The organism is Pseudomonas sp. DG56-2, assembly GCF_004803755.1.
Taxonomy (GTDB): Bacteria; Pseudomonadota; Gammaproteobacteria; order Pseudomonadales; family Pseudomonadaceae; genus Aquipseudomonas; species Aquipseudomonas auratipiscis.
The window spans coordinates 3382535-3394802 of record NZ_CP032311.1 but is presented as its reverse complement, the minus strand read 5'-3'; the positions used below and the strand labels follow the sequence as shown (position 1 = coordinate 3394802).

General features: G+C 58.7%; 14 protein-coding genes. 7 read left to right on the top strand and 7 right to left on the bottom strand.

All coding sequences use genetic code 11. From position 1 onward, the window contains the following. The first annotated feature begins 26 nt into the window (after positions 1-26). Complete coding sequence (locus D3Z90_RS27055; RefSeq protein WP_256658213.1) at positions 27-155, top strand: hypothetical protein; 129 nt, start codon at positions 27-29, stop codon at positions 153-155. Between the two features lie 53 nt (positions 156-208). Continuing rightward, positions 209-2569, top strand: a complete 2361-nt coding sequence (locus D3Z90_RS15180; protein ID WP_136476845.1) for a DNA polymerase II — start codon at positions 209-211, stop codon at positions 2567-2569. An 8-nt stretch (positions 2570-2577) separates the two neighbouring features. Here the strand turns inward: D3Z90_RS15180 and D3Z90_RS15175 are convergent, their stop codons facing one another. After that, positions 2578-3078, bottom strand: coding sequence for a DUF1772 domain-containing protein (locus tag D3Z90_RS15175; RefSeq protein ID WP_136476844.1), 501 nt, complete (start codon positions 3076-3078; stop codon positions 2578-2580). A 221-nt stretch (positions 3079-3299) separates the two neighbouring features. Between D3Z90_RS15175 and D3Z90_RS15170 the strand changes: the two genes are divergently transcribed. Then, the gene (locus D3Z90_RS15170) at positions 3300-3866 is read left to right on the top strand and encodes a DUF4174 domain-containing protein (protein WP_136476843.1); all 567 of its coding nucleotides are present in this window, start codon (positions 3300-3302) and stop codon (positions 3864-3866) included. 39 nt (positions 3867-3905) lie between these two features. Here D3Z90_RS15170 and D3Z90_RS15165 read toward each other — a convergent pair whose 3' ends face one another. Then, complete coding sequence (locus D3Z90_RS15165; protein WP_136476842.1) at positions 3906-4337, bottom strand: hypothetical protein; 432 nt, start codon at positions 4335-4337, stop codon at positions 3906-3908. A gap of 156 nt (positions 4338-4493) precedes the next feature. On the opposite strand from D3Z90_RS15165, the gene D3Z90_RS15160 reads away from it, so the two are divergent. Together D3Z90_RS15160 and D3Z90_RS15155 are read left to right on the top strand one after the other, a co-directional pair. Beyond that, positions 4494-4781, top strand: a complete 288-nt coding sequence (locus D3Z90_RS15160; protein WP_136476841.1) for a hypothetical protein — start codon at positions 4494-4496, stop codon at positions 4779-4781. Positions 4782-4892: 111 nt separating this feature from the next. After that, positions 4893-5141, top strand: coding sequence for a hypothetical protein (locus D3Z90_RS15155; RefSeq protein ID WP_136476840.1), 249 nt, complete (start codon positions 4893-4895; stop codon positions 5139-5141). A gap of 1 nt (position 5142) precedes the next feature. Here the strand turns inward: D3Z90_RS15155 and D3Z90_RS15150 are convergent, their stop codons facing one another. Beyond that, entirely contained in the window at positions 5143-6393 is a 1251-nt protein-coding gene (locus D3Z90_RS15150; RefSeq protein ID WP_136476839.1) for an aspartate aminotransferase family protein, read from the bottom strand. 80 nt (positions 6394-6473) lie between these two features. Beyond that, complete coding sequence (locus D3Z90_RS15145; RefSeq protein ID WP_136476838.1) at positions 6474-7391, bottom strand: LysR substrate-binding domain-containing protein; 918 nt, start codon at positions 7389-7391, stop codon at positions 6474-6476. A 346-nt stretch (positions 7392-7737) separates the two neighbouring features. Here D3Z90_RS15145 and D3Z90_RS15140 point away from each other — a divergent pair, with 346 nt between their 5' ends. Next, on the top strand, positions 7738-9150 hold the full coding sequence (locus tag D3Z90_RS15140; RefSeq protein ID WP_136476837.1) for an amino acid permease: 1413 nt from the start codon (positions 7738-7740) through the stop codon (positions 9148-9150). Between the two features lie 109 nt (positions 9151-9259). Further along, positions 9260-9757 (top strand): PaaI family thioesterase, encoded by a 498-nt coding sequence (locus D3Z90_RS15135; protein WP_136476836.1) that lies wholly within the window; start codon positions 9260-9262, stop codon positions 9755-9757. Positions 9758-9775: 18 nt separating this feature from the next. Here the strand turns inward: D3Z90_RS15135 and D3Z90_RS15130 are convergent, their stop codons facing one another. The 3 genes from D3Z90_RS15130 to D3Z90_RS15120 form a co-directional block, all read right to left on the bottom strand. Further along, positions 9776-10924 (bottom strand): M14-type cytosolic carboxypeptidase, encoded by a 1149-nt coding sequence (locus tag D3Z90_RS15130; protein ID WP_136476835.1) that lies wholly within the window; start codon positions 10922-10924, stop codon positions 9776-9778. Positions 10925-10972: 48 nt separating this feature from the next. After that, positions 10973-11485, bottom strand: coding sequence for a DUF4880 domain-containing protein (locus tag D3Z90_RS15125; protein WP_136476834.1), 513 nt, complete (start codon positions 11483-11485; stop codon positions 10973-10975). 445 nt (positions 11486-11930) lie between these two features. Further along, complete coding sequence (locus D3Z90_RS15120; protein ID WP_136476833.1) at positions 11931-12263, bottom strand: DUF6124 family protein; 333 nt, start codon at positions 12261-12263, stop codon at positions 11931-11933. Positions 12264-12268: the final 5 nt, after the last annotated feature.

Genomic DNA, 12268 nt, shown 5'->3' with positions numbered 1-12268 from the left:
GATGTTCGGCAAATACCCGCTCAGCCATGAAGTCGATGAACACGCGCAAGCGTGACGGCATTGCGCGCTTTATGACCGGTGTGCTGGTGTTGATCGGTCAGGCCTTGTTGATTGCCGGGGGCGCTCATCGCCACGGCTTTGCACCGGGCGCGTGAGCCGTCGGCTAGGGTAGAATCGTCCTACAGACAGTTGTTCAGAGGTTGCAGCGGTGGAGTTACAGCAGGGCTTTGTCCTGACCCGGCATTGGCGTGATACCCCGGCAGGCACCTGCGTCGAATTCTGGTTGGCCACCGATCAAGGTCCGCGACGCTTGAGCATACCGTTGCAGACCTCTGTCGCCTTTATTCCCGAGGTACATCGCCAACAGGTCCAGGCATTAGTGCGTGGTGAGCGTGGCGTCGAGTTACGGCCACTGGCGCTGCGGGACTTTGAACAACGGCCGGTGCTTGGTTTGTACTGCCGCCAGCATCGCCAATTGATGCAATTGGAAAAGCGCTTGCGTGCGGTCGGGGTGCAGATCTACGAGGCCGATATCAAGCCGCCTGAACGCTATCTGATGGAGCGTTTCATTACCGCTGGGGTCAGCTTCAGCGGCATCCCGGACGAGCGGGGAGTGTTGCAGGATGCGCATCTAAAACCGGCCCCCGACTATCGACCGGCGCTAAAACTGGTGTCGCTGGACATCGAAACCACCGAGCGTGGCGAGCTTTATTCCATCGCCCTGGAAGGCTGCGGCCAGCGCCAGGTGTATATGCTCGGTCCTGAGAATGGTGACGCCCAAGGCATTGATTTCGACCTTGAGTATTGCGCCAGTCGCGCGCAATTGCTTGAACGTTTGAATCGCTGGATGGCGGTGCACGATCCCGATGCGATCATTGGCTGGAACCTGGTGCAATTCGACTTGCGCGTACTGCAGGCCCACGCTGAACAGCTCAAGGTTCCCCTGAGCCTTGGGCGGGGCGGCGAGGCAATGGAATGGCGTGCACATGGCAGCCGTTCGCACTTTTTTGCCGGCGCCAGTGGGCGGTTGATCATCGATGGTATCGAAGCGCTGCGCTCGGCCACCTGGAGCTTCCCCTCGTTCAGTCTGGAGAATGTGGCGCAAACTCTGCTCGGTGAGGGCAAGGCCATCGATACGCCGTACCAGCGCATGGATGAAATCAACCGCATGTTCGCCGAGGACAAGCCAGCGCTTGCACGCTACAACCTCAAGGATTGCGAGTTGGTCACGCGAATTTTCGCCAAGACCGAGCTCCTGACCTTCCTGCTTGAGCGGGCCACGGTAACCGGTTTACCGGTCGATCGCAGTGGCGGCTCGGTGGCGGCGTTCTGTCATCTCTACATTCCCTTGATGCACCGCCAAGGCTTTGTCGCGCCGAACCAGGGCGAGCGCCCGGACGAAGCCAGTCCCGGCGGCTTTGTCATGGACTCCCGGCCCGGTCTGTACGAGTCGGTGCTGGTGCTCGATTACAAAAGCCTGTATCCCTCGATCATCCGCACGTTTCTAATCGATCCACTGGGTTTGGTCGAGGGTCTGCGCGAGCCGGGTGATGACACCTCGGTACCCGGCTTTCGCGGGGCGCGGTTTTCTCGAACGCGCCATTGTTTGCCGGCTATTGTCGAGCGGGTCTGGCAGGGCCGCGAGAGCGCCAAGCGCGAGCACAACGCGCCGCTGTCCCAGGCCTTGAAGATCATCATGAACGCGTTCTACGGTGTACTCGGTTCCAGTGGCTGCCGCTTCTTCGATCCGCGCCTGGCTTCGTCGATCACCCTGCGCGGTCACGAAATCATGCGTCGCACTCGCGAGTTGATCGAGGCTCAGGGCTACACGGTGATCTATGGCGATACCGACTCCACCTTCGTTTGGCTCAAGGGTGCTCACAACGAGGCCGACGCTGACGTCATTGGCCGTCGCTTGGTGGCGCAGGTCAATCAGTGGTGGTGCGAGCATTTGCGTGATGCCTATCAGCTCGACAGCGCCTTGGAGCTGCAATATGAAACGCACTACAAGCGCTTTTTGATGCCGACCATCCGTGGCACTGAAGAAGGCAGTAAGAAGCGCTATGCCGGGTTGGTCGAGCGCGGGGACGGGCATGAAGAGATGATTTTCAAGGGCCTGGAAAGCGTGCGTACGGACTGGTCGCCGCTGGCTCGCCAGTTTCAGCAGGTGCTCTACGAGCGCATTTTTCGCAGGCAACCTTACCAGGCCTACATACGCGAGTACGTGCGCCAAACCCTCGCAGGTGAACTGGACGAGTTGCTGATCTATCGCAAGCGCCTGCGCCGGCCGCTGGCGGACTACCAGCGCAATGTACCGCCGCATGTGCGGGCAGCGCGCATGGCCGATGAATTCAACCAGCGTCAGGGTCGACCTCGGCAGTACCAGAACGGCGGCTGGATCAGCTATGTGATGACGGTAGCTGGGCCCGAACCCCTGGAAACCCGGAACAGCGCCATCGATTACGACCACTACCTGACTCGGCAACTGCAACCGGTGGCGGATGCCATCCTGCCATTTGTGCAGGACGACTTCACCGCCCTGATCGATCGGCAGATGGGCTTGTTCTAGCGCAGTCGTTACTCGCCCCGAATCAGCCCCAGCGCCAGCATCAGCCAGGCTGCCGCTGCCAGGGCAGTTGCCGTGCGAACGTGGTTCCAGCGATTCCAGCTCGGCACATAGCGATGCCATGCTGCTGCGGCTTCGCTGCTGGTGGGATCGAGGCGGGCGAGGGTCTGGTTTTTCGGCACGTTGAACAGCAGGGTCACCAGCACATTGCCTGCCAGATACAGCGCGCTGCCAATGGCCATACACAGGCTGCCTGGTAAAGGCCAACGCTGATAGGCCCAGACCAGTAGCGCGATGCTGGTTAGCGCGGTGCCGAAGAACAAGGCCAGGAACAGTCGGTTGATCACCACCTGGTTGATCGACTGCATCGCCGCCACCGCGCTCTGCTCGGGGATGCGCTCCAGTGCTTTCATGACAAAGTTGGAAAAGGCGAAGAACAGCCCACCCATCAGGCCACAGCCGAGGGCGGTGGCAAGGATCAGCAACAACAGCAAGGTCTCGATAACGCTCATGGTCCAGTCCTTCGGCAGTGGCAGGGGCAAGCGTGGCTGACAGCCATCAGCTATCCTCAGACTCAGATGTCAGCCTGTTCTGGACATGCCCAAGGATTTACATGGAAACCGCAAGTTACCTTTGAGCTGTCCACGGATTTCGTCCTGTAGTTTAGGCTCGCACCTCAGATCTTTCGTCGCGATCTGTAGTCTTTGATGCATGGAACTTGAAGGAGATGCGCATGCTCGTACGGTCACTGACCCTCGCCACTTTGATGGCCATTGCTGGCCCGGTCTTCGCCGCCAACAGTGATCCCAGCCCGTTGGAACAGGATCTGAACAAGGCCCGTCCACTGATAGTCATTGCACCCAGTACCGCAGATCCGACCCTTCGCGGGCTGAACGAGGCCCTGAATGACCCGGCCACCAAGGCGGCGTTCCAGGAGCGCAACTTGGTGCTGTACAGCATTGCCGGCATGATCGGTAAGCGCGAAGACAAGTACCTCGATCAGCAGGCAACCATGGCGCTGATACGTGAGTTCAAGTTCAGCGCTGCCGACACCGTGATTACCCAGGTGGTGCTGGTCGGCAAGGATGGCGAAAAGCATCGAATCGAGCACACCGGCACCGTAGAGCCAAAGACAATCTTTGATGCAGTCGATGCCTTGCCTGCCGAAGAAAAAGCCATCGTTGCCCCGACAGTGGCGGAGCAGAAACAGGCCGCTTCTGCAACGAACAAGGACGGCAAGCCCGCCAAGCCAGGCAAACCGGCCAAACCCTTGCCGCCGCCCAAGCCACTTGAGGATTGAGCACCCTCAACTACAACCGCTAGGTACGGGGTTGTCCCCTCAGTCGCCGGTCTGAACCTGCAGCATCAGCTTTCCATCGATGTCCCGAATCAGGCCGCTGGCCAGCAGCAGTGGCAGCAGGCGCTTGTGCAATTGCGCTTCGACCAAGGCGCGTAATGTCTGCAGGTCGAGCTCGCCCGGCACTACCAGGTCGGCTTTGGTGTACGACAGCCAGGCTTTTTTGAGCACCATCAGCACATCACTGCCCGAGGTGGTGGCAAAGCGTCGATGCAGCGTTTGCCCCGCCAGCTCGAAGGTGTGGGCATGTTCGTACCCGGCTTCGTCGCCAGCGCTAGCCTGGCAGCGGCTGCAGCGGCATGGGCCGTCGCCGAAGGCTTTTTGCAGGTAGGTGTTGAAGTCCACGACGGGCTTGAGGCTCAGGCGCTTGTCGACTTCGAAAAGATCCGAGGTCAGGTGTTGTTCAGCAGTCAATGTGTTTTCCCTGATTAGTCTTGGCGGGGGGCGCACAATACCAGTCTTTGGCCGTGCCGGATGTCGAAGCGAAGGGGATTTTTCTATGAGAGTCCATTACCCTAGGCGCCCGCGTGCGTCAGCAGACGCCGATCTATCCGCCGTTGGAGTTCAAGCATGTACAAACACACAGCCACCGTGACCGTTAGCGCCGAGCAGCGCGATGATGTCGAGGCGGTCGAGAACCCGGGGATCAAGATCGGCCTGGAAGCCGTCACCGAGTCCCTGAAGAAGGTCCACTTCACCGGCGCCCTGGCAGCCCCCGACAACCCGACGCACATCTGTGTAACCCTGGACAACGGCCTCACTTACTATGGCCCAATCGTCAATGGCCATGCGGAGCTGGAGTTCGGCTGGATCGCTTTTGAATGCGACATGCTCACCCCGGAAGAGTTGGGCCTGTAAGTATCAATGGGCGGCGGATAGCCCTTCATCCCCTCGCTGAACGGCAATCGTTGCGGGGCGTATCCTGTAGGTTGCAGGCAAAGTCCGGTTGCTGTGCGGGGAGTGCATGAAATGAACGGCCACCCTGAAAACGACTCCCAGGATGAATTCGATATGCTGGCTTTGGAGTACGAACTTGGCTCGCTGGGGGCAGGTCCGCGCCCCGAGGTTGAACACCATCTGAGTCATGATGCCGAGTTGCAGGCGGCGATCGATTCCTGGGAGCAGCGCTTGCCGGTGCCGGCAGAACCGGCACTTGTTCAGTTTTCTCGCCTAGGCGTATGGCCGCGGATCAAGCGCTGGTGGCATCCTTCAGGCTGAATCAGTCAAGATTCGCCAGGCAGCGTTCGAGAATATCCAGGCCTTCGTTCAGTACTTCAGGTTCAATGGTCAGTGGCGCCAGCAGGCGAATGATGTGCCGCGCCTTGCCGCTCGGCATCAGCAGCAACCCAGCATCCCGCGCAGTGGCAAGCAATTGGTTGAGTTGCGCCGAGCCCGGCGCGCCCTTGGCGTCGATCAGTTCGATCCCGCGCATCGCGCCGGTACCGGTCAGGCGACCCAAATAGGGCGAGAGTTGCTGTGCTTTCCAACGCTGGTAGCGGCTGACAATCGCACTTTCCTGCAGTTCGCCCCAATCGGCCAGGTTGCTGTCGGTCATCGCATCCAGGGTTGCCAGGGCCGCGGCGCACGCCATCGGGTTGCCTGAATAGGTTCCTCCCAGGCCACCTTTGGCCAGGCAGTCTAGCAGGTCCTTGCGCCCGACCACGGCGCCCAGCGGCATGCCGCCAGCGATACTCTTGGCCAACAGGAGCAGGTCGGGCTCGATGCCCAGGCGTGAGAAGGCGAAGCGCTGGCCGGTTCGACCAAAGCCTGACTGGATCTCGTCAATGATGATCAAGATCCCGTGGGCATCGCAAAAAGCGCGCAAAGCCTGGGCAAATGCGGGTTCCATGGCCAGGAAGCCAGCTTCGCCCTGGACCGGTTCGAAAATCACTGCAGCCACTTCATTGACATCGATTTCGACACTGAACAGGCGTTCCAGTGCTTGCAGAGCCTGATCGCTGCTGACACCCGTATCGACGCTGGGGAAGGGCAGGTGATAGACCGGTCCTGGAAGCACGCCAACCCGTTGCTTGTAAGGGGCGACCTTGCCGTTGAGGTTCAAGGTGGCCAGGGTGCGCCCATGAAAGCCGCCATCGAAGGCGATGATCGCTGTTTTGCCGGTGGCGCCCCGGGCGATTTTCAGGGCGTTCTCCGCCGCTTCAGCACCGCTGTTGGTGAGCATGCCGCTTACGCGGTAGGAGACCGGTACAAAGTCCGTTAGGCGCGCCATCAAGTCAATGTACGGCTGGTGCCCGGCAGCATTGAACGCATAGTGAGTGAGTCGCGTAGCTTGATCCTGGATGGCTGCGACAATGCTTGGGTTGCAATGGCCCAGGTTCAACACGCCTATACCTGCGACAAAATCAATATAGCGTTTGCCGTTGCTGTCCCACACTTCCGCATTTTTGCCGTGCGACACGGTGATCGGGTGAACTACGGAAATGGACTGGCTGATATATTCGTGACTCATGTGCGCGCGGGCTCCGGCAAGTTAAGTTGATATATAAGCGACACCGCAGCACTGAGCGCAAACGAATTAAACGATTGCGGTTATTCCTGAAATTCTGAAAGTATTGCTTGTTGCCTTACGCGCTCGCGGATCCACTGCACAAACGCTCGCACCTTGGGGACTTCGGCAGCGTGTTCGGCGTGCGCGAGAAAGTGGGATCCCTCGCTAGGCTTGGCGTGTTGCCAGGCGAGTACCAATTTGCCCTCGGTCAGTTCCTCGGCCACCAGATAATGCGGAATCAGAGCAATGCCGCAGCCTGCCTGGGCGGCACGTATACACATGGAAAAAGTGTCGAAGCGCGGGCCATGGTAGCTGTTTTCGCTGTGCAGACCCTGGTCGTTGAACCATTCGTGCCAGGCTTCCGGCCGCGAGGTGCATTGCAGCAGACGCTGCGCGGTGAGCGTGCTGGCACTGGCAAAAGCATGCCGCGCGAGCAGTTGTGGTGAGCATACGGGCACCACGTTCTCGTTGAACAACTCAATGCAGGTTGCCCCTGGCCAGGTGCCCTGACCGAAGAAAAAGGCGATGTCAGCCTTGGCCTGGACCAGGTCAAAGGGTTCCAGCGCATTGCGAACATCCAGGTGAATTCGCGGGTGGCGCTCGCCGAAACCTTTGAGGTTGGGGACCAGCCAGCGTTCGCCGAAGGTCGGTTGGGTTGCGATGCGCAGCACTTCGGTCTCGCCGCCGTAGCTGAGGATGTAGCGGCTGGAGATATCCAGTTGGACGAGAATTTTGTTCACCTGCGCCAGGTACAGGGCGCCGGCCGGTGTCAGGTGTAGGCGCCGGCGAATGCGTTGGAACAATGGGTGGCTGAGCATCTCCTCCAGTTGCGCAACTTGTTTGCTCACTGCGCTCTGGGTCAGGTGCAGCTCTTGCGCTGCCCGTGTGAAGCTCAGGTGCCGGGCGGCAGCTTCAAAGCACTGCAGGGCGGTGGTCGAGGGCATCAGGCGTTTGGACATGGTCAAGTGATCCGGCGAAAAAAGCGTGAGGTCATTCCTTCGAGGAATTATGTTTTTCTAAAAGGTCGTTTGTGAGTGTCGGTCGTATAGATTAATACTGATCCGGGTCAAGGATTTCAACTGAAATTAACAGTAAGCGAAACAGTCTAGCCGCGGAAACTAACGGGCCGCGTTTGTGTGCTTGAAAGTTAATGTTTAACTGAATGAATTCTTGCGGTTTTTGAACTTTCTACGGCGTGGGACGAGCCTTCGATAATTAAAATCGCCACCTTTAAAATAATAATTTCTGCTCTAACCCTGTCGACTGCTCCTGCTAGGCAGCGACATACCCAGTTGAGGGTTGAACATGGCATCGCTACAACAAAAGAAACAGCGTTCGCTGCAGCACGGATTGACATCCCGTCAGGTGTCGATGATTTCCATCGCCGGCATTATCGGTGCCGGGTTGTTCATTGGTTCCTCCACCGCCATCGCAACGGCGGGCCCCGCCATTCTCATTTCCTACGCCATGACCGGCGTGCTGGTGTTGCTGGTCATGCGCATGCTCGGTGAAATGGCCATTGCCAACCCGAACAGTGGCTCCTTCTCCACTTACGCAAGCCAGGCCATCGGTCCTTGGGCGGGCTTTACCATTGGCTGGCTGTACTGGTGGTTCTGGGTGCTGATCATCCCGGTGGAAGCGATTGCTGGCGCCGACATCCTGCATGCTTATTTTCCCGGCGTGCCTTCCTGGTTGTTCGCCTTCCTGGTCATGATCGTGCTGTCATGCACCAACCTGATCAGCGTGAAGAACTTTGGTGAGTTCGAATACTGGTTCGCGCTGATCAAAGTGATAGCCATCCTGGCATTCATTGTTGTCTGCACCCTGGCCGTGTTCGGTGTCTGGCCGATGGCGCAAAACACCTCCGGTGTCGGCCAGCTTTGGGCCAACGGCGGTTTCATGCCCAATGGTTTCGGTGCCGTGCTGGGAGGGGTGTTGATCACTATTTTCTCGTTCTTCGGCGCTGAAATCGTCACCATTGCCGCGGACGAAACCGAGAACCCCAAGGAGAAAATCCGCAAGGCTACAAACCTGGTGGTCTACCGCATCGCCATCTTCTATATCGTCTCGATCTTCTTCATCGTCTCGCTGGTGGCCTGGAACGATCCGCAGCTCAAGGCCGTGGGTTCCTTCCAGCGTGTACTAGAGGTGCTCAACGTGCCGGGGGCCAAAATGTTGGTCGACCTGGTGGTGCTGGTCGCCGTGACCAGTTGCATGAACTCGGGCCTCTATACGGCTTCGCGGATGCTTTACTCGCTTGGCGCTCGGGGTGAAGCACTGCCCATGACCAAGCGCATTTCTGGTAATGGCGTGCCCACCGTAGCAGTAATACTCTCGACCTTTGCCGGGTTTGCCGGTTGCCTGGTCAACTATGTGTTCCCCGGCAAAGTCTTCGGTTTCTTGCTCTCGACCACAGGCGCCATTGCGCTGCTGGTGTACCTGGTTATCGCCGTATCGCAACTGCGCATGCGCGCCATCACTGATCGTCAAGGCACCGAGCTTGCGTTCAAGATGTGGCTGTTCCCATGGTTGACCTGGCTGGTGATCGGCTTGAACGTGACCGTGCTGGGCTACATGTTGATCAGCCCAGCCTACCGCTACGAAACCTTGATGACCGCGGGTGTGACCCTGGCGATCTTGTTGATTTCCCTGAGCCGTCGCAAAGCCGTTGCCAATGACCTTTCAGATCGGTCACTGACACCAGGCGGCAGCGTCTAGTGCGCACCTGTGCAGTGTGCAAAAGCCCATGACCTGTTCATGGGCTTTTGCGTTGCACAGCGGTACTATCAGCCTGGCTTTCCCTCCAATACAGACAACCAGGAAGCTTATGAACAACGCTCTGCTATCCGTTCAGGAACTGGCCGCCCCCGAGGGCGTCTGCTATGGCTGCGGCTGCTCCCATCCCAGTGGCCTGCACCTGCAAAGCCATTGGCATGAGGACGGTATTCACCTGATCTGTCGGCATTCGCCCGACAGCACCTTTCTCGGCTGGCCGGGGCTGGTCTACGGTGGACTACTGGCCATGCTGGTCGATTGCCATTCCAACTGGACTGCCATGGCCTATCACTACCGCGCTGAAGGGCGCGAGCCGGGGAGCTTGCCTCGTATCGATTGTGTGACCGGGCAATTGAACCTGACCTACCTCAAGCCCACGCCCATGGGCGTCGAGCTGCTGCTCAAAGCCCGGGTCGAAGGCGAGGTAGGGCGCAAGAGTCGGGTTGTCTGTGAGGTCTGGGCCGATGATGTACTGACCGTGAGTGCCGACTCGGTGTTCGTGCGGGTCGACACCGAGAGGCTTAAGCACAAGGCCCATGGTCACGTCTGAAGCAGTGGTTGCCGCGCCTTAACGCAGGCGTTCGACCATTTGCCCAAGCACATCCAGCACGGCGCTGGCCAGTTCTCGCGAACGCAGGCCGTTCCAGCCGGTTTCCGGGTTGGGGGCGTCGTCGTGATCCTTGAATGGCATCTCCAGGGTCAGCGACAGGCAATCAAAGCTCTGGCCGACACTGTTGGCGCCCAGGGTCAGATTAGCCTGGCCTGGCGCAGAGCGCGGATACCCTTGTACCTGTTGGAAGTCGACGGTGCGTTTGCACAAGTTGTCGCGGAAGGTTTTTTCCAGTTCGGCAAGGCGCGGGGTGAAACCTGGGTTGCCTTCGCAGCCTGCGGTGAATACATGGGGGATTTCCTCGTCGCCGTGCACATCGAGGAACATATCGACGCCCTGTTGTTTCATCTGCATCTGGGCGAAAAGTACCTCGGGGCTCTTGTCGGTGTTGGCGGATTGCCAGGCGCGGTTGAGGTCCTGGCCTGCGGCATTGGTGCGCAAGTGGCCGCGGAAGGCGCCGTCCGGGTTCATATTGGGAATCAGATACACGTCGGCGTGTTCGAGCAGGGCTTGCACGGTTGGATCGTTATGCTGCAGCCGGTCGATTACGCCTTCCATGAACCATTGCGCCATATGCTCGCCCGGATGTTGCTGGGCGATGATCCAGATCTTGCGTTTGCCCGTGGCCCCGTCGCCGGCACGCAGCAGGGGAATGTCGCGGCCATCGAGGCTGCGGCCTGTTGCCAGCAACTCCACGCCAGGCAGACTGATTGCGCGTTCGATCAGTTGGTTGTGACGGGCGCGGGTGTAGGGTTCGAAATAGGCGAACCAGGCCTGGGGCTGTTCGGCCTGCAGATCAAAGCTCAGTGCCTTGCCGTCGAACTGGGTTGGGACGCGAAACCAGTGTTGTTGATCATAGGAGGCAACGGCCTGATAGCCCGCCCAGGCATTCTTGTAGGAGGACTGGCCAGCGTTCTCCAGGATGAACGTATGTTGCTGGCCTGGAGTCAGGCCGCTGACCTTGAAGTGGAACCACTGGAAATGTTCGCTGCAGGTGTCAGGGCGAATCGCCAGGCGCGTGCGTCGCGGGTCACTGGCATCGTTGATGAGAATGTTACCGGAATCGAAGTCGCAATCGATGTGCAGGGTAGACAGCGTCACGGTCATCACCAGGCTCCTGTAGAGTTGTTGTGAGCCTAACTCTACACGCCTGGCTCACGACCAGAAACCAATCGCTGCCATGGCTGCCAGGGCCAGGCCGATGGCGACCGAGCAGCCACCTACCGTTAACGCCGCCCGAGGCTGGCGATACCAGCCGTCGTGGCCCAGTTGCCTGGCTGGGGCCAGCAGTGATCGCCAACGCAGTTCAGTGGCGTGGAACGCTTCACGGTGTGCGGCGTCAGAGTCGAGCCAGCGGCGAAAGTCGATGCGTTCACTGGCGGTCACTTGTGGGCTCTGCAGGCGTACGTACCATTGGCCAGCGGTGCTCGCTACGGCGTCATGCTCGTGGCGAACGCTCTGCAGGGCCTGGTTCATGTGGCGCTCCACGGTAAGCGCAGGCAGTTCCAGGCGCTCGGCGATGGCGGCAAAACTCAACTGATCGAGGCGACTGAGGAGCAAGACCTGCTGGACGCGGCGTGGCAGCCTTTTCAATTGCTCCAGCACCGAACTGTCAGCGATGTTCTGGGCCTGCGGATGATGCTCAAGGGGCAGCAGCAGACGGGTCATGTATAAGCTCCTTGCGAGATGGGGGAGGGGGCGTCCTCCTTGACGCGACAACAGCTTAATCTTAACGAGATTGATTCTCAAGTGCTAATTCTGCAAAGCGCTGTTACACGCTTCACCCTGCGACATTCATTTGCTATCATCGCGGCCATTCAAGCAACACCCGCCTTCATTAGCCTGAAGAGCCAAAAAAAAAGACCCGGCAAAAAGCCGGGTCAAAAACCGTGATTAGCCTGATGAGGAGATAATCTGAGAGTCCGACCTAAGGGCTTTCAGTTTATCCAACCAGTCTCGCGACCAGTTGTGAGCAATAATAATCGTTATCATTTGCAAGTCAAATGAATTTTCTGTAATCCGGTAAAAAAATTTTACCGAACCTGCTCCCTCATTCAATGAACGACGCCAGCATCGTCATTGAAGCGACTCTCCACGTTGTTTCCTCGTTCGATCAACAATGTTGAGATGCATTTCTCAGGTGCTCAAGCACGGTCCTGGCTGTGTTGATCATGTGCACCACCGCCAGCGTCATATCCCGTTGTGTGCCCTGCAAGCCATTTGCCGACTCGTTCGCAGTGGCGGCTGCCCAGCGTAGCAATTGCGCGACATGTTCGTTTGCCTGGGTTTCGTTCATGCCCTCGCGCGGCACCAGCCAGGATGTATGTGCTGAATGGGCGGGCGGGGTTGGGTTCAGGTAGAAATCCAAGGCGCGCCGTGCAGCGTCACTGTTACTCAACGATTCGTTATCCAGAACGATATCCTTGTCAGAAGCGGTCTGTTTCATTCGGC

What these genes read in the sequence shown, in the direction of transcription:
- D3Z90_RS27055 (WP_256658213.1), top strand. Translation starts at nt 27, where the DNA reads ATGAAGTCGATGAACACGCGCAAGCGTGACGGCATTGCGCGCTTTATG.
- D3Z90_RS15175 (WP_136476844.1), bottom strand. Translation starts at nt 3,078, where the DNA reads ATGAGCGTTATCGAGACCTTGCTGTTGTTGCTGATCCTTGCCACCGCC.
- D3Z90_RS15170 (WP_136476843.1), top strand. Translation starts at nt 3,300, where the DNA reads ATGCTCGTACGGTCACTGACCCTCGCCACTTTGATGGCCATTGCTGGC.
- D3Z90_RS15160 (WP_136476841.1), top strand. Translation starts at nt 4,494, where the DNA reads ATGTACAAACACACAGCCACCGTGACCGTTAGCGCCGAGCAGCGCGAT.
- D3Z90_RS15155 (WP_136476840.1), top strand. Translation starts at nt 4,893, where the DNA reads ATGAACGGCCACCCTGAAAACGACTCCCAGGATGAATTCGATATGCTG.
- D3Z90_RS15150 (WP_136476839.1), bottom strand. Translation starts at nt 6,393, where the DNA reads ATGAGTCACGAATATATCAGCCAGTCCATTTCCGTAGTTCACCCGATC.
- D3Z90_RS15145 (WP_136476838.1), bottom strand. Translation starts at nt 7,391, where the DNA reads ATGTCCAAACGCCTGATGCCCTCGACCACCGCCCTGCAGTGCTTTGAA.
- D3Z90_RS15140 (WP_136476837.1), top strand. Translation starts at nt 7,738, where the DNA reads ATGGCATCGCTACAACAAAAGAAACAGCGTTCGCTGCAGCACGGATTG.
- D3Z90_RS15135 (WP_136476836.1), top strand. Translation starts at nt 9,260, where the DNA reads ATGAACAACGCTCTGCTATCCGTTCAGGAACTGGCCGCCCCCGAGGGC.
- D3Z90_RS15130 (WP_136476835.1), bottom strand. Translation starts at nt 10,924, where the DNA reads ATGACCGTGACGCTGTCTACCCTGCACATCGATTGCGACTTCGATTCC.
- D3Z90_RS15125 (WP_136476834.1), bottom strand. Translation starts at nt 11,485, where the DNA reads ATGACCCGTCTGCTGCTGCCCCTTGAGCATCATCCGCAGGCCCAGAAC.
- D3Z90_RS15120 (WP_136476833.1), bottom strand. Translation starts at nt 12,263, where the DNA reads ATGAAACAGACCGCTTCTGACAAGGATATCGTTCTGGATAACGAATCG.